Genomic DNA, 19467 nt, shown 5'->3' with positions numbered 1-19467 from the left:
AAAGCGACTGCGAAGTGTACGTTTCATCCATTCGGGCTCGCTTCGATGGAGGAAACGTCCACCATGCAGGAATCGGCCGTTCTGCCCGCGCCTCCCACGCCTCCCACTCCCCCGGTGTCCCTCGCGGCCCTGCTGTCCCGCGAGGACCTGGCCCTGCGGCAGCTCGCGGGGCCCCCGGCCACGGAGGTGACGGTCCACTGGGCGCACACCTCGGAGATGTCCGATCCCTTCCCGTACCTGCTGGGCGGCGAGCTGCTGCTGACGGCGGGCGTGCACATCCCGGAGGGGGCGGAGTCGGGGACGTACTTCGACGACTACGTCTCGCGGATCGTGGCGGCCGGCGGCGCCGCGCTCGGCTTCGGGGTGGCGCCGGTGCACGACACCGTGCCCAGGGCGCTGGTCGCGGCCTGCGAGGCGTACGGGCTGCCGCTGGTGGAGGTGCCGCCGAGGACGACGTTCTCGGGTGTGGCCCGCGCGGTGTGGCGGCTGATGGCGCGGGCCCGGCTCGCCGAGCTGCGCCGGGTCTCCGAGGCCCAGCAGGGTCTGGCGGCCGCGGCCTCCCGTCCGGATCCGGTGCCGTCGGTACTGCGCCGGCTGGCGACCCGGCTGGACGGGCGGGCGGTGCTGTACGGGCCGGAGGGCGCGGAGATCGCGGCGGCGGGGCGGGAGCCCGGGGGTGAGGTGGGACGGGCGCTGGCGGAGCTGGCCCGGTTCGTCACCGGCCACGCCTCCAGCACCGCCACGGACACGGTCGCGGGCACCCGTCTCGCCGCGTACGCCCTCGGCACCGGGCAGGGCTTCGTCCTCGGGGTGGCGGCCCCGCACCGGGAGTCCGGGGACCACACCATCGCGTCGGTCGCCGCCGTCCTGCTCTCCCTCCTCACCGGCGAGCACCAGAGCGGCACGGGCGCGGCCCGCTCCTCGGCCCTCGTACGGCTGCTGCTGGGCGCCCGCCCCGAGGAGGTCGCGCCGCTGCTGGGCGGAGGGGGCGGCGAGGGCGTCACCCACTGGCACGTCGTGCACGCCCGCCCCGCCACCGGGGCCCCCGACCCGGTCTCCGCCTCCGCGCTGGGCACGGCCCTCGGCTCCCCACTGGTCGACACGGACGGGGACGTCGTACGGGTGCTCGTACCGGCCGCCCGGCACGCCGACGCGGAGGGAGGCACCGGTGCCGGCGCGGGCTCCGCGCCCGCGACCGACCCGGGAACCGGAACCGGCCCCGCACCCGCACCCGCACCCGACCCGGCAACCGGGTCCGGAGGGTCGGTGGCCGTCGCCGGTCCGGCCGCTCAGCCCGGATGGACCCTTGGCGTCAGCGCCCCCGTCGCCCCCGCCGAGTGGCCGGCCGCCGATGCCCAGGCGGCCCGCGCGCTGGCCCGGGCCGGGGCCACCCGGGTGCCGCTGGTCCGGCACGGCGCGCGGCCGGCGCTGGCCGACCTCGTGCCGGACGGCGAGGCCGAGGCGCACGCGCGTGCGCTGCTCGCGCCGGTCGCGTCGGTTCCGGCGCTCACCGAGACGCTGCGCGCCTGGCTCTCCCTGCACGGCAGTTGGGACCGCACCGCCGTCGCCCTGTCCGTGCACCGCAACACCGTCCGGCAGCGCATCGCCCGCTGCGCGGCCCTGCTGGACGCCGACCTCGACGACCCGGACGTACGGATGGAGTTGTGGTTCGCGCTGCGAAGGTGACCCGCGTCCCAGCGTGCGATATGGCCAAGACGCCGACTGGCGGCTGCCTCACAATGGAGCCATGCCGATACCCGGGACACCCAGCCGCGCCGAACTCGCCGAACACCTCGTCAGAACCCGTATCGCGGGCGACGTCGCCACGCCCCGCGAGAACAACCTCTCCCACTACCGGAAGCTGGCGAACGGCGACCGCAACTTCTGGCTCGGCCTGGAGCTGGGCGACCGCTGGAGTGACGAGCAGGACGTGCTGGCGGTGATGGCGGAGCGGGTCGGCGTCAACGACGACCCGGAATACCGGTACGGCCAGGACACCATCGACCCCGAGCTGACCGTGGCCGCGCTGGAGCGCATGGCGGGCCGGCTGCGCAAGGCGGCCGACGGCGGGCAGCGCGTGCTGTTCGCGACCGGCCACCCCGGCGGTCTGCTCGACGTGCACCGCGCCACGGCCGACGCGCTGCGCACCGCCGGATGCGAGATCGTCGTGATCCCGGAGGGGCTGACGACGGAGGAGGGGTACGTCCAGCAGTTCGCGGACGTGGCCGTGCTGGAGCACGGTGCCTCGCTGTGGCACACCCATTCCGGTGAACCGATGAAGGCCATCCTGACCGGCCTGGAGCGCGCGGGCCGTCCGCTGCCCGACCTGGTCGTCGCCGACCACGGCTGGGCCGGTTACGCCGCTCAGCACGGCGTCGACTCCGTCGGTTACGCCGACTGCAACGACCCGGCGCTCTTCCTCGCCGAGTCCGAGGGCACCCTCCAGGTCGCGGTGCCGCTGGACGACCACGTGGTCAGCCCGCGCTACTACGACCCGATGACGGCGTACCTGCTGACGGAGGCGGGACTCAAGGCCAGGGGTTGAGCCCCTCCGAGCGGCGCTGCGCGAATCCGGGCGTCGGGTCCAGGTAGACCCGGCGGACCATCGGGAACTCCTCGCGCAGCCGCTGCTCGGCCCGCTCGCACGCCCACTCGATCTGCGCCGCCGTCGCCATGTCCCGGAAGTCGACCTTGGCGGCGACCAGCGCCTCCCGCGGACCCTGCACGAGGGTGGTCAGCTCCAGTACGGCCTCGATGTGTTCGACGGCCACGAGTTCCGCCCGGATCCGGTCCCGCACGGTGCGGGGCAGCGGGCGGCCGATGAGGAACTCGGCGTTGGAGCGGCCCAGCACCCAGGCGACGTACAGCAGCAGGGTGCCGATGCAGAGGGAGGCGACGCCGTCCCAGACGCCGGAGCCGGTGAGCTGCCCGCCGAGCAGGCCGCCCGCGGCCAGCAGCAGGCCGGCGAGGGCGGCGGAGTCCTCCATGACGACGGCCTTCACGGCGGTGTCGGGGGTGCGGCGCAGATAGCGCCCGAAGGGCACCTTGTAGTGGCGGGCCTCGCCGTGCGCCTGTTTCAGGCCGGTGCGCAGGGAGTAGCCCTCCAGGAGGAAGGCGACGGCCAGCACGAGGTACGCCACCAGCGGGTCGCCGGGTTCCTCACCGTGGGTGAGGGAGTGGACGCCGTCGTAGAGGGCGAAGACCGCGCCGCCGACGAAGGTGGCGACGGCGGCGAGCAGGGCCCAGATGTAGCGCTCGGGGCCGTGGCCGAGGGGGTGGTCCTCGTCGGCGGGGTGGGTGCTGCGTTTGAGTGAGGTCAGCAGCAGGACCTCGGTGACGGTGTCGGCGACCGAGTGCGCGGCCTCCGACAGCATCGCGCTGGACCCGCTGAGCACGCCGGCCGCCGCCTTGGCGATGGCGATGCCCAGATTGGCGAGGGCGGCGACGATCACCGTGAAGGTGCTGTCGCCGCCGCCGTTCGCCGCATGCCGCTCGTGTGGGGGTTCGGCCATGCCCCTCAGTGTTCCCGAGGGACGCGCACCACGCCTTCCTGGATGACCGAGATGGCGAGCCGCCCGTCCTCGGTGTAGATCCGGGCCTGGCCGAGGCCGCGGCCGCCGGACGCGGACGGCGACTGCTGGTCGTACAGCAGCCACTCGTCGGCACGGAAGGGCCGGTGGAACCACATCGCGTGGTCCAGCGAGGCCCCGACGACGTCACCGACGGCCCAGCCGCCGCGGCCGTGCGCGAGCAGGACCGAGTCGAGGAGGGTCATGTCGGAGACGTAGGTGGCGAGGACGACGTGCAGGAGGGGGTCGTCCGAGAGCTTGCCGTTGGTGCGGAACCAGACCTGGGAGTGCGGCTCGCGGGGCGTGCCGAAGTCACCGAAGGGCGGGTCGTCGACGTAGCGGAGGTCGACGGCGGCGCGGGCCTCCACGAAGCGTTCGACGGTCTCGGCGGGCAGGTGCGGGTAGCTCCGCAGCCGTTCCTCGCCGGTGGGGAGGGTCGCCGGGTCCGGTGCGGACGGCATCGGGGCCTGGTGGTCGAGGCCCTCCTCGTACGTCTGGAAGGACGCCGACAGACCGAAGATCGGCTTGCCGTGCTGGACGGCGACCACGCGGCGGGTGGTGAAGGAGCGGCCGTCGCGCAGGCGGTCGACGTTGTAGACGATGGGGGCGCCCGGGTCGCCGGGGCGCAGGAAGTACGCGTGCAGGGAGTGCGCGTGCCGGTCCTCGGGGACCGTGCGGCCGGCGGCGACCAGCGCCTGGGCGGCCACCTGCCCGCCGAAGACCCGGGGGACGACGGCGGAGCGCGAGTGGCCGCGGTAGATGTCCTCCTCGATCCGCTCGAGGTCGAGCAGATCGAGGAGGGACTGGAGTGCTTCGCTCATGCCCCTGGGGTCACAGGCCCATGTTCTTCGCGATGATCATCTTCATGACCTCGCTGGTGCCGCCGTAGATGCGGTTGACGCGGTTGTCCGCGTACAGGCGGGCGATCGGGTACTCGTTCATGTAGCCGTAGCCGCCGTGCAGCTGGAGGCAGCGGTCGATGACGCGGTGCGCGACCTCGGTGCAGAACAGCTTGGCGCTGGCGGCCTCGGCGGGGGTGAGTTCACCGGCGTCCAGGGCCTCGGTCGCGCGGTCGGCGACGGCCTCGGCGGCGTCCACCTCGGCCTGGCAGGCGGCCAGCTCGAACTTGGTGTTCTGGAAGTGGGCGACCGGCTTGCCGAAGACGGTGCGGTCCTGCACGTACTGCTTGGCGAAGCGGACGGCGGCGGCGGCCTGCGCGTAGGCGCCGAAGGCGATGCCCCAGCGCTCGGAGGCCAGGTTGTGGCCGAGGTAGGAGAAGCCCTTGTTCTCCTCGCCGAGCAGGTCCTCGACGGGCACCTTGACGTCGACGAAGGCCAGCTCGGCGGTGTCGGAGGTGCGCAGGCCCAGCTTGTCCAGCTTGCGGCCGACCGAGTAGCCCTCGGACTTGGTGTCCACGGCGAACAGGGAGATGCCGTGGCGACGGTCCTCGGCCGTGGGCGCGGCGGTGCGGGCGCAGACGATCACCTTGTCGGCGTGCACGCCGCCGGTGATGAAGGTCTTGGCGCCGTTGAGGACGTAGTGGGTGCCGTCCTCGGAGAGCTTGGCGGTGGACTTCATGCCCGCGAGGTCGGAACCGGTGCCCGGCTCCGTCATCGCGATGGCCCACATCTCCTCGCCGCTGACGAACTTCGGCAGGAAGCGCTTCTTCTGCTCGTCGGTGGCCAGCATCTTGATGTACGGCAGGGCGAGCAGCACGTGCACGCCGGAGCCGCCGAACTGGACGCCCGCGCGGGCGGTCTCCTCGTAGAGGACGGCCTCGAACTTGTGGCTGTCCATGCCGGCGCCGCCGAACTCCTCGGGCACGTTGATGCCGAAGATGCCCAGCTCACCGAGCTTGTAGTAGAAGTCGCGCGGCGCCTGGCCCGCGGCGAACCACTCGTCGTAGACGGGGACGACCTCGGCCTCGATGAAGGCGCGGATGGTCTCCCGGAACGCCTCGTGGTCCTCGTTGAACACCGTACGGCGCACCGCGCCACCTCCAGGGTACGTATCTAAGCGCTTGCTCAGACTTCACCGTACCGGCGGGTAGGGAAGGCGTCCAGGGTGGGACGTGGGTAACCCTCGTCACTCCCCGGCACCTCCCAGCCCCCTTCAGTCGGCGGCCACCGCCGCGAACGCACCCCGTGCCATCCGGTGCAGCAGCGTCGCCGTCACCGCGCGGCCCGGCAGGGAGCCGGGGCGGCCCAGGTGCGGGGTGGAGTTCAGCAGGCCGAAGACCGAGTGCACGGCCGAGCGGGCGCTCGGTTCGGACACCGCCGGGTAGACCTCGCGCACCACCCCGACCCACAGCTCGACGTACTGCCGCTGGAGCTGCCGCACCATCTTGCGGTCGGCGTCCCGGAGGCGGTCCAGCTCGCGGTCGTGCAGGGTGATGAGCGGGCGGTCGTCGAGTGCGAAATCGATGTGCCCCTCGATGAACGAGTCGAGGACCGCCTCGGGACCCGCCTCGGGGCCGGTCATCCCGTCCGCCTCCGCCAGCCGCCGCTTCGCGCCGGTCAGCAGCGAGTCGCTGATCCCGACGAGCAGCTCGGCGAGCATGGCGTCCTTGCCCGCGAAGTGCCGGTAGAGGCCGGGGCCGCTGATCCCGACGGCGGCTCCTATCTCGTCGACGCCGACACCGTGGAAGCCGCGCTCGGCGAAGAGCCGGGCGGCCTCCTTGAGGATCTGCTCGCGGCGGGTGGGGGCGTCGGTTCTCGTGGCCATGGAGTCAATTCTAGACAGGGAGGTTAGCGGTCGTTAACCTGGAGGAAATGCGTTAACGCTCATTAACTGATCGACCATCGGTGAGGGGACCGCAGGATGCACGAGGCACCGGAGCTGACGACGGCGGCAGATCCCGCCTCCGAGGCCTTTCGGGCCAACGAGGAGGCGCACCGCGTCCTCGTGGAGGAGCTGCGCGCCAAGCTCGCGGCGGCCCGGCTCGGCGGCGGCGAGCGGGCGCGGGCCCGGCACACCGCGCGCGGCAAGCTGCTGCCGCGCGACCGCGTGGACACGCTGCTCGATCCGGGCTCGCCGTTCCTGGAGCTGGCGCCGCTCGCGGCCGACGGGCTCTACGACGGACAGGCCCCGGCCGCCGGCGTCATCGCCGGTATCGGGCGGGTGAGCGGCCGGGAGTGCGTGATCGTCGCCAACGACGCCACCGTCAAGGGCGGCACGTACTACCCGATGACCGTGAAGAAGCACCTGCGGGCACAGGAGGTGGCGCTGGAGAACCGGCTGCCGTGCCTGTACCTCGTCGACTCGGGCGGCGCCTTCCTGCCGATGCAGGACGAGGTGTTCCCGGACCGCGAGCACTTCGGGCGGATCTTCTACAACCAGGCCCGGATGTCCGGCGCCGGCGTCCCGCAGATCGCGGCCGTCCTCGGCTCCTGCACGGCGGGCGGCGCGTACGTCCCCGCGATGAGCGACGAGGCGGTGATCGTCCGCAATCAGGGGACGATCTTCCTGGGCGGCCCGCCGCTGGTGAAGGCGGCCACCGGTGAGGTGGTCACGGCGGAGGAGCTGGGCGGCGGCGAGGTCCACTCGCGCGTGTCCGGCGTGACCGACCACCTGGCCGAGGACGACGCGCACGCGCTGCGGATCGTGCGGCAGATCGTCGACACCCTGCCCCGGCGCGGAACACTCCCCTGGGGCGTGGAGCCGGCGGTCGAACCCAAGGTGGACCCGCACGGCATGTCCGGCGCGGTCCCGGTCGACTCCCGCACCCCCTACGACGTACGCGAGATCATCGCGCGCGTGGTGGACGGCTCCAGGTTCGCCGAGTTCAAGTCCGAGTACGGGCAGACCCTCGTCACCGGCTTCGCCCGCGTCCACGGCCACCCGGTGGGGATCGTCGCCAACAACGGCATCCTCTTCGCCGAGTCGGCCCAGAAGGGCGCCCACTTCATCGAGCTGTGCGACCAGCGCGGCATCCCGCTGGTGTTCCTGCAGAACATCTCCGGGTTCATGGTCGGCAGGGACTACGAGGCCGGTGGCATCGCCAAGCACGGCGCCAAGATGGTGACGGCGGTGGCGTGCACGCGCGTGCCGAAGCTGACGGTCGTGGTCGGCGGGTCGTACGGCGCGGGGAACTACTCGATGTGCGGGCGGGCGTACTCGCCGCGCTTCCTGTGGATGTGGCCCAACGCCAAGATCTCCGTCATGGGCGGCGAGCAGGCCGCGTCCGTGCTGGCCACGGTCAAGCGGGACCAGCTGGAGGCGCGCGGGGAGGACTGGCCGGCCGAGGAGGAGGAGACCTTCAAGGCGCCGATCCGTGCGCAGTACGAGCATCAGGGGAACGCTTACTACGCGACCGCCCGCCTGTGGGACGACGGGGTGATCGAGCCCGCCGACACCCGGCAGGTGCTGGGTCTGGCCCTGACCGCGTGTGCCAACGCGCCACTGGGCGACCCCCAGTTCGGCGTCTTCCGGATGTGAGGAGGGGCTTCGATGGGAAGCGCGATGGGGAGCTCGATGTTCGACACGGTACTGGTGGCCAACCGCGGTGAGATCGCGGTGCGTGTCATCCGGACTCTGCGCTCGATGGGCGTGCGATCGGTAGCGGTCTTCTCCGACGCCGACGCGGACGCGAGGCACGTGCGGGAGGCCGACGAGGCGGTACGGATCGGTCCGGCGCCGGCGGCGGAGAGCTATCTGTCCGTCGAGCGGCTGCTTCAGGCGGCGGCCCGGACGGGGGCGCGGGCCGTCCACCCGGGGTACGGCTTCCTCGCCGAGAACGCCGGTTTCGCGCGGGCCTGCGAGGAGGCGGGGCTGGTCTTCATCGGGCCGTCCGCCGACGCCATCGCCCTGATGGGCGACAAGATCCGCGCCAAGGAGACGGTGCAGGCCGCCGGGGTGCCGGTGGTGCCCGGCTCCAGTGGCAGCGGACTGACGGACGCGCAGCTCGCCGACGCCGCCCGCGAGATCGGCACGCCGGTGCTGCTGAAGCCGTCGGCCGGTGGTGGCGGCAAGGGCATGCGGCTGGTGCGGGACGCCGCCGTGCTCGCCGACGAGATCGCCGCCGCCCGCCGCGAGGCCCGCGCCTCCTTCGGCGACGACACGCTGCTCGTGGAGCGGTGGATCGACCGGCCCCGGCACATCGAGATCCAGGTCCTGGCCGACGGTCACGGGAACGTGGTGCACCTGGGCGAGCGCGAGTGCTCGCTGCAACGCCGGCACCAGAAGATCATCGAGGAGGCGCCGAGTGTGCTCCTCGACGAGGCGACCCGTGCCGCGATGGGCGAGGCGGCCGTGCAGGCGGCGCGCTCCTGCGGCTACCGGGGCGCGGGCACGGTGGAGTTCATCGTGCCGGGCAGCGACCCCTCCCAGTACTACTTCATGGAGATGAACACCCGCCTGCAGGTCGAGCACCCGGTGACCGAGCTGGTCACGGGAGTGGACCTGGTGGAGTGGCAGCTGCGGGTGGCGGCGGGCGAGGAGCTGGGCTTCGCGCAGGCGGACGTCCGGCTGACCGGGCACGCGGTCGAGGCCCGGCTGTGCGCCGAAACTGTGTCCATCAAAGAGGGGGCCCGCGGCTTCCTCCCCTCCGGCGGCACGGTGCTGCGCCTGCACGAGCCGGACGGCGACGGGGTGCGCACCGACTCCGGGCTCAGCGAGGGCGGCGAGGTCGGCAGTCTCTACGACCCGATGCTGTCCAAGGTGATCGCGTACGGTCCCGACCGCGCCACCGCCCTGCGCAAGCTGCGCGCGGCCCTGGCCCGGACGGTGACGCTGGGCGTGCAGACCAACGCCGGGTTCCTGCGCCGGCTCCTCGCGCACCCGGCGGTGGTGGCGGGCGAGCTGGACACCGGGCTGGTGGAGCGCGAGGTCGACGGTCTCGTCACCACCGACGTGCCGGAGGAGGTGTACGAGGCGGCGGCGGCCGTACGCCTGGACGCGCTGCGTCCGCGCGGGGACGGCTGGACGGACCCGTTCTCGGTGCCGAGCGGCTGGCGGATGGGCGGCGAGCCGAAGCCGGTCGCCTTCCACCTGCGGATCACCAACCCGGTGGAGCACACCCCGCGCGGCACCCACACCGTCACCGAGGACCGGGTGTCGGTGACGCTGGACGGCGTCCGGCACACCTTCCACCGCGCCGCCGACTGGCTCGGCCGCGACGGCGACGCCTGGCACGTGCGCGACCACGACCCGGTCGCCGCCTCCCTCACCGGCGCCGCCCACGCGGGCGCCGACTCGCTGACCGCGCCCATGCCGGGCACGGTGACGGTGGTGAAGGTCGCCGTCGGCGACGAGGTGGCCGCCGGACAGAGTCTGCTGGTGGTGGAGGCGATGAAGATGGAGCACGTCATCTCCGCCCCGCACGCGGGCACGGTCGCCGAGCTGGACGTGGCGCCGGGCACGACGGTCGCCATGGACCAGGTACTGGCGGTCATCACGCCGGCGGAGGACACGGAGGAGACGGCATGAACGCCCCCGAACCGGGCCTGCCCATGGTCGTACCGGCGGACGGCCTGCCCGCCCGCGTCCGCATCCACGAGGTCGGCGCCCGCGACGGCCTGCAGAACGAGAAGGCGACCGTCCCGGCGGCGGTGAAGGCGGAGTTCATCCGCCGCCTGGCCGCCACGGGCCTGACCACCATCGAGGCGACGAGCTTCGTGCACCCCAAGTGGGTGCCCCAACTGGCGGACGCGGAGCAGCTCTTCCCGGCGGTCGCGGACCTGCCGGTCGACCTGCCCGTCCTGGTGCCGAACGAACGCGGCCTCGACCGCGCGCTCGCGCTCGGCGCCCGCCGCGTCGCGGTCTTCGCCAGCGCCACGGAGTCCTTCGCCAAGGCCAACCTCAACCGGACGGTGGACGAGGCGCTGGCCATGTTCGAGCCGGTGGTGGCGCGGGCGAAGGACGCGGACGGCGTTCACGTACGGGGCTACCTGTCGATGTGCTTCGGCGACCCCTGGGAGGGCGCCGTGCCCGTCGAGCAGGTGGTGAAGGTGTGCCGGGCCCTGCTGGACATGGGCTGCGACGAACTGAGCCTGGGCGACACGATCGGGGTGGCGACCCCGGGGCACGTGAGCGCCCTGCTCACCGCGCTCGCGCAGGCCGGTGTGCCGGTGAGCGCCCTGGGCGTGCACTTCCACGACACCTACGGCCAGGCCCTGTCGAACACCTACGCCGCCCTGCGGCACGGCGTGACCACCGTCGACGCCTCCGCCGGCGGACTGGGCGGCTGCCCCTACGCGAAGTCCGCCACCGGCAACCTCGCCACCGAAGACCTCGTGTGGATGCTGCGCGGCCTCGGCATCGACACCGGGGTCGACCTCGGCTCTCTCGTCGCCACCAGCGTCTGGATGGCCGCCCACCTGGGCCGACCCAGCCCGTCCCGCACCGTACGAGCCCTCGCGGGCTCGGGCGCCGACTCCCACCAGGAGCAGTGACACCCATGGACCACAAGCTCTCCCCCGAACTCGAGGACCTCCGCCGCACGGTGGAGGCGTTCGCCCACGACGTCGTGGCGCCCAAGATCGGTGATTTCTACGAGCGGCACGAGTTCCCGTACGAGATCGTCCGGGAGATGGGCCGCATGGGCCTGTTCGGCCTGCCGTTCCCGGAGGAGTACGGCGGCATGGGCGGCGACTACCTCGCCCTCGGTATCGCCCTGGAGGAACTGGCCCGGGTCGACTCGTCGGTGGCCATCACACTGGAGGCGGGCGTCTCGCTGGGCGCGATGCCGATCCACCTGTTCGGCACCGAGGAGCAGAAGCAGACGTGGCTGCCCCGGCTGTGCTCGGGCGAGATCCTCGGCGCCTTCGGCCTGACCGAGCCGGACGGCGGCTCGGACGCGGGCGCGACGCGGACGACGGCCCGCCTCGACGAGGCGACGAACGAGTGGGTCATCAACGGCACCAAGTGCTTCATCACCAACTCGGGTACCGACATCACGGGCCTGGTGACGGTCACGGCGGTCACCGGCCGCAAGCCGGACGGCCGTCCGCTCATCTCGGCGATCATCGTGCCGTCCGGCACCCCGGGCTTCACGGTCGCCGCCCCGTACTCGAAGGTCGGCTGGAACGCGTCGGACACCCGTGAGCTGTCCTTCTCCGACGTCCGGGTCCCGGCGGCGAACCTGCTGGGCGAGGAGGGCCGCGGGTACGCCCAGTTCCTGCGCATCCTCGACGAGGGGCGCGTCGCCATCGCGGCGCTGGGCACGGGGCTCGCGCAGGGCTGTGTGGACGAGTCGGTCAAGTACGCGAAGGAACGTCACGCCTTCGGCAAGCCCATCGGCGCCAACCAGGCGATCCAGTTCAAGATCGCCGACATGGAGATGAAGGCCCACACGGCCCGCCTCGCGTGGCGCGACGCGGCCTCCCGGCTGGTGACCGGCGACCCCTTCAAGAAGGAGGCGGCGCTGGCGAAGCTGTACTCGTCGACGGTGGCCGTGGACAACGCCCGCGAGGCCACCCAGATCCACGGCGGCTACGGCTTCATGAACGAGTACCCGGTGGCCCGCATGTGGCGGGACGCGAAGATCCTGGAGATCGGCGAGGGCACCAGCGAGGTCCAGCGGATGCTGATCGCAAGGGAGTTGGGCCTGGTGAGCTGAGGCACGGGCCGTCCGGGCGGGGTTGGTCCGGGGCTGGTCGCAGCCCCGCCCTATGGACAAGATCTGAGGTTAGGCTAACCTACCTTGAACTTGTCCCGCGGACGCTCCGCACCGTTCGAAAGCAGCCACGCCATGTTCAACGCCAGAGCTACCCACCTGACCCGTCGCGGAATCCTCGCCGCGGGCGGCGCACTCGGCCTCGGTGCCGTGCTCACGGCCTGCGGTGACGAGGACGCGAAAAGCGGTGGCTCGGACGACGGGACGGCCGCCAAGTCCGGCCCCTGGTCCTTCAAGGACGACCGCGGCACGACCGTGAAGCTGGACAAGGTCCCGACGAACATCGTCGCCTTCACCGGTGTCGCCGCCGCTCTCCACGACTACGGCGTCCAGGTCAAGGGCGTGTTCGGGCCGACCACGACCAAGGACGGCAAGCCCGACGTCCAGGCCGGCGACCTCGACGTCAGCAAGGTCACCGTCCTCGGCAACGAGTGGGGCAAGCTCAACGTCGAGAAGTACGCCACCCTCGCCCCCGAGGTGCTCATCACCACGACGTTCGACACCGCGGGCACCCTCTGGTCCGTCCCGGAGGACTCCAAGGACAAGGTCGCCAAGCTCGCCCCGAGCGTCGCGATCTCCGTCTTCGACCGTCAGCTCACCCAGCCGCTCCAGCGCATGTGGGAGCTGGCCGAGTCGCTCGGCGCGGACATGAAGGCCAAGAAGGTCACCGACGCCAAGGCCGCCTTCGAGAAGGCCGCGGCCCGGCTGCGCGCCGCCGCCAAGGCCAAGCCCGAGATCAGGGTGCTGGCCGGCTCCGCGAGCGCCGAGCTCTTCTACGTCTCCGGCACCAACCTCTCCGTCGACCTGGAGTACTTCAAGGCCCTCGGCGTCAACTTCGTCGAGCCCTCCGAGGCGGCCAAGAAGGCGACCGGCGGCTGGTTCGAGAGCCTGAGCTGGGAGAACGTCGACAAGTACCCGGCGGACGTCATCATCATGGACGACCGCGCCTCGACCATCCAGCCCGCCGACATCACCGAGGGCACCTGGAAGCAGCTGCCCGCGGTCAAGGCCGGCCAGGTCATCTCCCGCTCCCCCGAGCCGATCCTGTCCTACGACAAGTGCACGCCGCTCCTCGACAACCTGGCCGAGGCGATCGAGAACGCCAAGAAGGTCGGCTGACCTTCCCCCCTTCTCCCCCGGAGCCCTTCATGACGACGGCCGTGGCCGCCCCGTTCCGTTTCTTCTCCCTCCAGGTCGTACGGACGAGGCGGCTCGGTCCGTCTCTGACCCGGGTCACCTTCGCCGGGCCCGACCTGGGCGCCTTCCACTCCGGCGGACAGGACCAGTCCCTGTCGCTGTTCCTGCCGCACCCGGGGCAGTCGGAGCCCGCTGTGCCCATCGAGCTGGGGGACGGCTGGTGGCAGGGGTGGCGGGAACTGCCCGACGACGTACGGGCGGTGATGCGCTCCTACACGCTGCGCGCCCTGCGCCGGGACGCCCACGGGGACACCGCGGAGATAGACATCGACTTCGTGCTGCACGGCGTCGAACCCGGGGCCGCCTTCCAGGCGGGCCCCGCCTCCCGCTGGGCCGCCGACGCCGCCCCCGGCGACCGGGTCGTGCTGCTCGGCCCGGCGGTCGCCGACAACCGGGCGATCCGTTTCCGGCCGCCCGAGGACGCCGACCTGGTGGTCGTCTGGGGCGACGAGACCGCCGTACCGGCCGCCTGCGCCATCGTCGAGTCACTCCCGCCCGGCACCCGCGCCCGGGTCTGGCTGGAGGTGCCGCACGCCGAGGACGTGCAGAAGCTGACGACGGCGGCCGACGCCGAGGTCAACTGGCTGGTCAGGGACGTCACCAGCGGCCCCGAGGCCACCCTCACCACCCTGCGCGCGGCCCAGCTGCCGCCCGCCGAGCGCCCGTACGTCTGGATCGCCGGCGAGTCCGGCCGCGTCAAGCAACTGCGCCGGCACTTCGTGGGCGAACGCGGCATCGACCGCCGCCGCGTCACCTTCGTCGGCTACTGGCGCCAGGGTCTGACGGAGGAGCAACTCCGCGAGCAGGGCTGACGACCGGCACCCCCAAGCCTCAACTCACCGTCCGTAACGCGCCGATGATGCGCAAGTGACGACAGTCACGTAGAGGCATGCGCTTGATCGAAGACACTTAGGTTAGGCTAACCTAAGTCGACCCAGGGCTCCGCCCTCTCCCCGTCCCCCTCTCGGCCCGTCCCCAACCGGAGGACCCCCACATGCGCTCGCACCTGCTCAACGACACCACCGCGGAGCAGTACCGCCGCTCCGTGACCGAAGGAGTCGAGCGGGTGGCCGCCAAAATCGCCACCACCGACCGCCCGTTCACCGGCGTCACGGTCGACGCCCTCTCCCCCCGCATCGACGAGATCGACCTCGACAAGCCGCTGCACGACACGGCCGCGGTCCTCGACGAGCTGGAGGACGTCTACCTCCGCGACGCCGTCTACTTCCACCACCCCCGCTACCTCGCCCACCTCAACTGCCCGGTCGTCATCCCGGCCGTGCTCGGCGAGGCGGTGCTGTCCGCCGTCAACTCCTCCCTGGACACCTGGGACCAGTCGGCCGGCGGCACGCTCATCGAGCGGAAACTGATCGACTGGACCACCGCCCGCATCGGCCTCGGCCCGGCGGCCGACGGCGTGTTCACCTCCGGCGGCACCCAGTCCAACCTCCAGGCGCTGCTGCTGGCCCGCGAGGAGGCGAAGACGGAGAACTTCGCCGACCTGCGGGTCTTCGCCTCCGAGGTCAGCCACTTCAGCGTCAAGAAGTCGGCGAAACTCCTCGGCCTCGGCCCCGACGCCGTCGTGTCGATCCCCGTCGACCACGACAAGCGCATGCAGACCGTCGCCCTCGCCCGCGAACTGGAGCGCTGCAAGGAGAACGGCCTCGTCCCGATGGCCGTCGTCGCCACCGGCGGCACCACCGACTTCGGCTCCATCGACCCGCTGCCCGAGATCGCCGAACTGTGCGAGCAGTACGGCGTGTGGATGCACGTGGACGCGGCCTACGGCTGCGGGCTGCTCGCCTCCCTGAAGTACCGGGACCGCATCGAGGGCATCGAGCGCGCCGACTCGGTCACCGTGGACTACCACAAGTCCTTCTTCCAGCCGGTGAGTTCGTCGGCCGTGCTGGTCCGGGACGCGGCCACGCTGCGCCACGCCACCTACCACGCGGAGTACCTCAACCCGCGCCGCATGGTGGAGGAACGTATCCCCAACCAGGTGGACAAGTCCCTCCAGACCACCCGCCGCTTCGACGCGCTCAAGCTGTGGATGACCCTGCGCGTGATGGGCGCCGACGGCATCGGCGCGCTGTTCGACGAGGTGTGCGACCTGGCCGCCGAGGGCTGGAAACTGCTCGCCGCCGACCCGCGCTTCGACGTCGTGGTCCAGCCGTCGCTCTCCACGCTGGTCTTCCGCTACATACCGGCGGCCGTCACCGACCCCGCCGAGATCGACCGCGCCAACCTGTACGCGCGCAAGGCCCTGTTCGCCTCCGGCGACGCCGTGGTCGCGGGCACCAAGGTGGCCGGGCGCCACTACCTGAAGTTCACCCTGCTCAACCCCGAGACGACCACGGCCGACATCGCCGCCGTCCTCGACCTGATCGCCGGCCACGCCGAGCAGTACCTGGGAGAGTCCCTTGACCGCGCTTCCTGAAGCCAGTGCCCCGTACGACTTCGTGGGGATCGGCCTCGGCCCCTTCAACCTCGGCCTGGCCTGCCTCACCGAGCCCATCGGCGAGCTGAACGGCGTCTTCCTGGAGTCCAAGCCGGACTTCGAGTGGCACGCCGGCATGTTCCTGGACGGCGCCCACCTCCAGACCCCGTTCATGTCGGACCTGGTCACCCTCGCCGACCCGACGTCCCCCTACTCCTTCCTGAACTACCTGAAGGAGAAGGGCCGGCTGTACTCGTTCTACATACGGGAGAACTTCTACCCGCTGCGCGTCGAGTACGACGACTACTGCCGCTGGGCCGCGAACAAACTGAGCTGCGTCCGCTTCAGCACGACGGTCACCGAGGTGACGTACGACGAGCGGGACGAGCTGTACGCCGTCGCGACCACGGGCGGCGACACGTACCGCGCCCGCCGCCTGGTCCTCGGCACCGGCACCCCGCCGCACATCCCGGACGCCTGCCGGGGCCTGGCCGGCGACTTCATCCACAACTCCCGCTACGTGCAGCACCGGACGGAGCTGGTGAAGAAGAAGTCGATCACCCTGGTCGGCAGCGGCCAGTCCGCCGCCGAGATCTACCAGGACCTGCTCGGCGAGATCGACGTCCACGGCTACCAGCTCAACTGGGTCACCCGCTCCCCGCGCTTCTTCCCCCTCGAATACACCAAACTCACCCTGGAGATGACCTCGCCGGAGTACGTGGACTACTACCACGCGCTCCCGGAGCCGACCCGCTACCGCCTCACCAGCGAGCAGAAGGGCCTGTTCAAGGGCATCGACGGCGACCTGATCAACGAGATCTTCGACCTGCTCTACCAGAAGAAGCTCGGCGGTCCCGTCCCCACCCGCCTGCTCACCAACTCGGCGCTGACCGACGCCCGGTACGCGGACGGCACGTACACGCTCGGCTTCCGCCAGGAGGAGCAGGGCAAGGACTTCGAGATCGACACCGAGGGGCTGATCCTGGCCACCGGTTACCGGTACGCCGAGCCGGAGTTCCTCAAGCCCGTCCGGGACCGGCTCCGCTACGACTCCCGGGGCAACTTCGACGTCGCCCGCAACTACGCCGTCGACGTCACGGGCGGCGGCGTGTTCCTCCAGAACGCGGGTGTCCACACGCACAGCATCACCAGCCCCGATCTGGGCATGGGTGCCTATCGCAACAGCTACATCGTCCGAGAGCTGCTCGGCACCGAGTACTACCCGGTCGAGAAGTCGATCGCGTTCCAGGAGTTCAGCGCATGAGCACCACCACCCCCACGGCCGCCGGCATCGGCGCGCTCACCCTCCGCCCCCTCGACCCGCTGAGGGACGCCGAGCTGCTGCACGGCTGGGTCACGCACCCCAAGTCCGCGTTCTGGATGATGCGGGACGCGAAACTGGTCGACGTCGAGCGCGCCTACATGGAGATAGCCGCCGACGAGCACCACCACGCCTACGTCGGCCTGCACGACGGCGCCCCCGCCTTCCTGATGGAGAAGTACGACCCGGCCCACCGCGAGCTGGTCGGCCTGTACGAGCCCGAGCCGGGCGACGTCGGCATGCACTTCCTGGTCGCCCCCACCGACCGGCCCGTGCACGGCTTCACCCGCGCCGTCATCACCGCCGTCATGGCCGAACTGTTCGCCGACCCGGCGACCGCCCGCGTCGTCGTCGAACCGGACCTCGACAACAAGGCCGTCCACGCCCTGAACGCAGCCGTCGGATTCGTGCCCGAGCGCGAGATCCAGAAGCCGGAGAAGAAGGCGTTGCTGAGCTTCTGCACCCGCGAGCAGTTCGAGAAGGCGGTGTCCGCATGAGCCTCGCCGACGCCGTCGCCCACCTCTCCCCCGAGCGCTGGGACCAGGCCAACCGCCTCCTGATCCGCAAGGCCCTCGCCGAGTTCACGCACGAGCGGCTGATCACGCCGGAGCAGTCCGCGGGGGACGCGTACGTCGTCCGCTCCGACGACGGCAAGACCGAGTACCGGTTCACCGCCACCGTCCGCGCTCTGGACCACTGGCAGGTGGACGCGGACTCGATCACCCGCCACCGTGACGGCACCGAGCTCCCGCTCGCCGCGCTGGACTTCTTCATCGAGCTGAAGGAGTCCCTGGGCCTGAGCGACGCGATCCTGCCCGTCTATCTGGAGGAGATCTCCTCCACCCTCTCCGGCACCTGCTACAAGCTGACCAAGCCGAAGCTCACCTCCGCCGAGCTGGTGAACAGCGGCTTCCAGGCCGTCGAGACCGGCATGACCGAGGGCCACCCCTGCTTCGTCGCCAACAACGGGCGGCTCGGCTTCGGCATCCACGAGTACCTGTCGTACGCCCCGGAGACCGCGAGCCCGGTCCGGCTGGTGTGGCTGGCCGCGCACCGCTCCCGAGCGGCGTTCACGGCCGGTGTCGGGATCGAGTACGAGTCCTTCGTACGGGACGAGCTGGGCGAGGCGACCGTCGACCGCTTCCACGGCGTGCTGCGCGAGCGGGGCCTGGACCCGGCCGACTACCTGTTCATCCCGGTCCACCCCTGGCAGTGGTGGAACAAGCTCACCGTCACCTTCGCCGCCGAGGTCGCCCGCGGGCACCTGGTCTGCCTGGGCGAGGGCGACGACGAGTACCTGGCGCAGCAGTCCATCCGCACCTTCTTCAACACCTCGCACCCCGAGAAGCACTACGTGAAGACGGCCCTGTCCGTCATCAACATGGGCTTCATGCGCGGCCTGTCGGCGGCGTACATGGAGGCGACGCCGGCCATCAACGACTGGCTGGCCCAGCTCATCGAGGGCGACCCGGTGCTCAAGTCGACGGGCCTGTCGATCATCCGGGAGCGGGCGGCCGTCGGCTACCGGCACCTGGAGTACGAGCAGGCCACCGACCGCTACTCGCCGTACCGCAAGATGCTGGCCGCGCTGTGGCGCGAGAGCCCCGTACCGACCCTCCAGGACGGCGAGACCCTGGCCACCATGGCCTCCCTCGTGCACGTCGACCACGAGGGCGCCTCCTTCGCGGGCGCGCTGATCGAGCGGTCGGGTCTCGCGCCCGCCGAATGGCTGCGGCACTACCTGCGGGCCTACTTCGTCCCGCTGCTGCACAGCTTCTACGCCTACGACCTGGTCTACATGCCGCACGGCGAGAACGTGATCCTGGTCCTGAAGGACGGGGTCGTGCAGCGGGCGGTCTACAAGGACATCGCCGAGGAGATCGCGGTGATGGACCCGGACGCGGTGCTGCCCCCGGAGGTCTCCCGGATCGCGGTCGAGGTCCCGGAGGACAAGAAGCTCCTGTCGATCTTCACGGACGTCTTCGACTGCTTCTTCCGCTTCCTCGCCGCGAACCTCGCCGGCGAGGGGATCGTGGAGGAGGACGACTTCTGGCGGACGGTCGCGGAGGTCACCCGCGAGTACCAGGAGTCGGTGCCGGAACTGGCCGAGAAGTTCGACCGGTACGACATGTTCGCGCCCGAGTTCGCGCTGTCCTGCCTCAACCGGCTCCAGCTGCGCAACAACGAGCAGATGGTGGACCTCGCGGACCCGTCCGGCGCGCTCCAGCTCATCGGGAACCTGAAGAACCCCCTCGCGGGCCGGTAGGCGAAGGCCCCGCGCAGACGGGCGGGCACCCCGGAGACGGTCCTCCGGGGTGCCCGTCGGGCG

At 71.4% G+C, this 19467-nt stretch carries 16 protein-coding genes; 12 read left to right on the top strand and 4 right to left on the bottom strand.

Annotation, left to right across the window (positions count from 1 at the left end):
• Nucleotides 1-63 precede the first annotated feature (63 nt).
• Together RI578_RS25645 and RI578_RS25640 are read left to right on the top strand one after the other, a co-directional pair.
• Nucleotides 64-1686 carry a PucR family transcriptional regulator ligand-binding domain-containing protein gene (locus tag RI578_RS25645; RefSeq protein WP_310873274.1) on the top strand — a complete coding sequence of 541 codons (1623 nt, stop codon included), beginning with the start codon at nucleotides 64-66 and terminating at the stop codon, nucleotides 1684-1686.
• A gap of 61 nt (nucleotides 1687-1747) precedes the next feature.
• Nucleotides 1748-2545 (top strand): phosphatase, encoded by a 798-nt coding sequence (locus tag RI578_RS25640; protein WP_310873273.1) that lies wholly within the window; start codon nucleotides 1748-1750, stop codon nucleotides 2543-2545.
• Here the strand turns inward: RI578_RS25640 and RI578_RS25635 are convergent.
• The 4 genes from RI578_RS25635 to RI578_RS25620 form a co-directional block, all read right to left on the bottom strand.
• Nucleotides 2529-3512 (bottom strand): cation diffusion facilitator family transporter, encoded by a 984-nt coding sequence (locus RI578_RS25635; RefSeq protein ID WP_310873272.1) that lies wholly within the window; start codon nucleotides 3510-3512, stop codon nucleotides 2529-2531. The two genes, RI578_RS25640 and RI578_RS25635, sit on opposite strands and share 17 nt — an antisense overlap.
• 5 nt (nucleotides 3513-3517) lie before the next feature.
• Nucleotides 3518-4390: an acyl-CoA thioesterase II gene (locus tag RI578_RS25630; protein ID WP_310873271.1), complete on the bottom strand. Its 873-nt coding sequence runs from the start codon at nucleotides 4388-4390 to the stop codon at nucleotides 3518-3520.
• Nucleotides 4391-4400: 10 nt separating this feature from the next.
• The gene (locus RI578_RS25625) at nucleotides 4401-5558 is read right to left on the bottom strand and encodes an acyl-CoA dehydrogenase family protein (RefSeq protein ID WP_310873270.1); all 1158 of its coding nucleotides are present in this window, start codon (nucleotides 5556-5558) and stop codon (nucleotides 4401-4403) included.
• 123 nt (nucleotides 5559-5681) lie between these two features.
• Nucleotides 5682-6293, bottom strand: a complete 612-nt coding sequence (locus RI578_RS25620; protein ID WP_310873269.1) for a TetR/AcrR family transcriptional regulator — start codon at nucleotides 6291-6293, stop codon at nucleotides 5682-5684.
• A 96-nt stretch (nucleotides 6294-6389) separates the two neighbouring features.
• Between RI578_RS25620 and RI578_RS25615 the strand changes: the two genes are divergently transcribed.
• From RI578_RS25615 to RI578_RS25570, 10 genes are all read left to right on the top strand, one after another.
• The gene (locus RI578_RS25615) at nucleotides 6390-8006 is read left to right on the top strand and encodes a carboxyl transferase domain-containing protein (protein WP_310873268.1); all 1617 of its coding nucleotides are present in this window, start codon (nucleotides 6390-6392) and stop codon (nucleotides 8004-8006) included.
• 36 nt (nucleotides 8007-8042) lie between these two features.
• Nucleotides 8043-9995, top strand: a complete 1953-nt coding sequence (locus RI578_RS25610) for an acetyl/propionyl/methylcrotonyl-CoA carboxylase subunit alpha (RefSeq protein WP_310875858.1) — start codon at nucleotides 8043-8045, stop codon at nucleotides 9993-9995.
• Nucleotides 9992-10960, top strand: coding sequence for a hydroxymethylglutaryl-CoA lyase (locus RI578_RS25605; RefSeq protein WP_310873267.1), 969 nt, complete (start codon nucleotides 9992-9994; stop codon nucleotides 10958-10960). The genes RI578_RS25610 and RI578_RS25605 overlap by 4 nt, the downstream gene beginning before the upstream one ends.
• Before the next feature lie 5 nt (nucleotides 10961-10965).
• Nucleotides 10966-12126, top strand: a complete 1161-nt coding sequence (locus RI578_RS25600) for an acyl-CoA dehydrogenase family protein (protein ID WP_310873266.1) — start codon at nucleotides 10966-10968, stop codon at nucleotides 12124-12126.
• Between the two features lie 132 nt (nucleotides 12127-12258).
• On the top strand, nucleotides 12259-13302 hold the full coding sequence (locus RI578_RS25595) for an ABC transporter substrate-binding protein (RefSeq protein ID WP_310873265.1): 1044 nt from the start codon (nucleotides 12259-12261) through the stop codon (nucleotides 13300-13302).
• A gap of 29 nt (nucleotides 13303-13331) precedes the next feature.
• Complete coding sequence (locus tag RI578_RS25590) at nucleotides 13332-14192, top strand: siderophore-interacting protein (protein ID WP_310873264.1); 861 nt, start codon at nucleotides 13332-13334, stop codon at nucleotides 14190-14192.
• Between the two features lie 182 nt (nucleotides 14193-14374).
• Complete coding sequence (desA, locus tag RI578_RS25585) at nucleotides 14375-15817, top strand: lysine decarboxylase DesA (RefSeq protein WP_310873263.1); 1443 nt, start codon at nucleotides 14375-14377, stop codon at nucleotides 15815-15817.
• Complete coding sequence (locus RI578_RS25580; protein WP_310873262.1) at nucleotides 15801-17081, top strand: lysine N(6)-hydroxylase/L-ornithine N(5)-oxygenase family protein; 1281 nt, start codon at nucleotides 15801-15803, stop codon at nucleotides 17079-17081. The genes desA and RI578_RS25580 overlap by 17 nt, the downstream gene beginning before the upstream one ends.
• On the top strand, nucleotides 17078-17635 hold the full coding sequence (locus tag RI578_RS25575; RefSeq protein WP_310873261.1) for a GNAT family N-acetyltransferase: 558 nt from the start codon (nucleotides 17078-17080) through the stop codon (nucleotides 17633-17635). The genes RI578_RS25580 and RI578_RS25575 overlap by 4 nt, the downstream gene beginning before the upstream one ends.
• A complete protein-coding gene (locus tag RI578_RS25570) occupies nucleotides 17632-19404 on the top strand; it encodes an IucA/IucC family siderophore biosynthesis protein (RefSeq protein ID WP_310873260.1) in 1773 nt (590 codons plus the stop codon). Before RI578_RS25575 ends, RI578_RS25570 begins: the two co-directional genes overlap by 4 nt.
• Nucleotides 19405-19467 lie beyond the last annotated feature (63 nt).

It is taken from the genome of Streptomyces sp. BB1-1-1 (assembly GCF_031597775.1).
Taxonomy (GTDB): Bacteria; Actinomycetota; Actinomycetes; order Streptomycetales; family Streptomycetaceae; genus Streptomyces; species Streptomyces thinghirensis.
The sequence above is the reverse complement of the archived record's forward strand: the minus strand, read 5'-3'. Positions and strand labels throughout refer to the sequence as shown.

Bases quoted from the DNA above. Each gene is read 5' to 3' on its own strand.
- RI578_RS25570 (WP_310873260.1), top strand. From the start codon at position 17,632: ATGAGCCTCGCCGACGCCGTCGCCCACCTCTCCCCCGAGCGCTGGGAC.
- RI578_RS25575 (WP_310873261.1), top strand. From the start codon at position 17,078: ATGAGCACCACCACCCCCACGGCCGCCGGCATCGGCGCGCTCACCCTC.
- RI578_RS25600 (WP_310873266.1), top strand. From the start codon at position 10,966: ATGGACCACAAGCTCTCCCCCGAACTCGAGGACCTCCGCCGCACGGTG.
- RI578_RS25640 (WP_310873273.1), top strand. From the start codon at position 1,748: ATGCCGATACCCGGGACACCCAGCCGCGCCGAACTCGCCGAACACCTC.
- RI578_RS25630 (WP_310873271.1), bottom strand. From the start codon at position 4,390: ATGAGCGAAGCACTCCAGTCCCTCCTCGATCTGCTCGACCTCGAGCGG.
- RI578_RS25645 (WP_310873274.1), top strand. From the start codon at position 64: ATGCAGGAATCGGCCGTTCTGCCCGCGCCTCCCACGCCTCCCACTCCC.
- desA (WP_310873263.1), top strand. From the start codon at position 14,375: ATGCGCTCGCACCTGCTCAACGACACCACCGCGGAGCAGTACCGCCGC.
- RI578_RS25595 (WP_310873265.1), top strand. From the start codon at position 12,259: ATGTTCAACGCCAGAGCTACCCACCTGACCCGTCGCGGAATCCTCGCC.
- RI578_RS25605 (WP_310873267.1), top strand. From the start codon at position 9,992: ATGAACGCCCCCGAACCGGGCCTGCCCATGGTCGTACCGGCGGACGGC.
- RI578_RS25620 (WP_310873269.1), bottom strand. From the start codon at position 6,293: ATGGCCACGAGAACCGACGCCCCCACCCGCCGCGAGCAGATCCTCAAG.
- RI578_RS25615 (WP_310873268.1), top strand. From the start codon at position 6,390: ATGCACGAGGCACCGGAGCTGACGACGGCGGCAGATCCCGCCTCCGAG.
- RI578_RS25590 (WP_310873264.1), top strand. From the start codon at position 13,332: ATGACGACGGCCGTGGCCGCCCCGTTCCGTTTCTTCTCCCTCCAGGTC.
- RI578_RS25635 (WP_310873272.1), bottom strand. From the start codon at position 3,512: ATGGCCGAACCCCCACACGAGCGGCATGCGGCGAACGGCGGCGGCGAC.
- RI578_RS25610 (WP_310875858.1), top strand. From the start codon at position 8,043: ATGTTCGACACGGTACTGGTGGCCAACCGCGGTGAGATCGCGGTGCGT.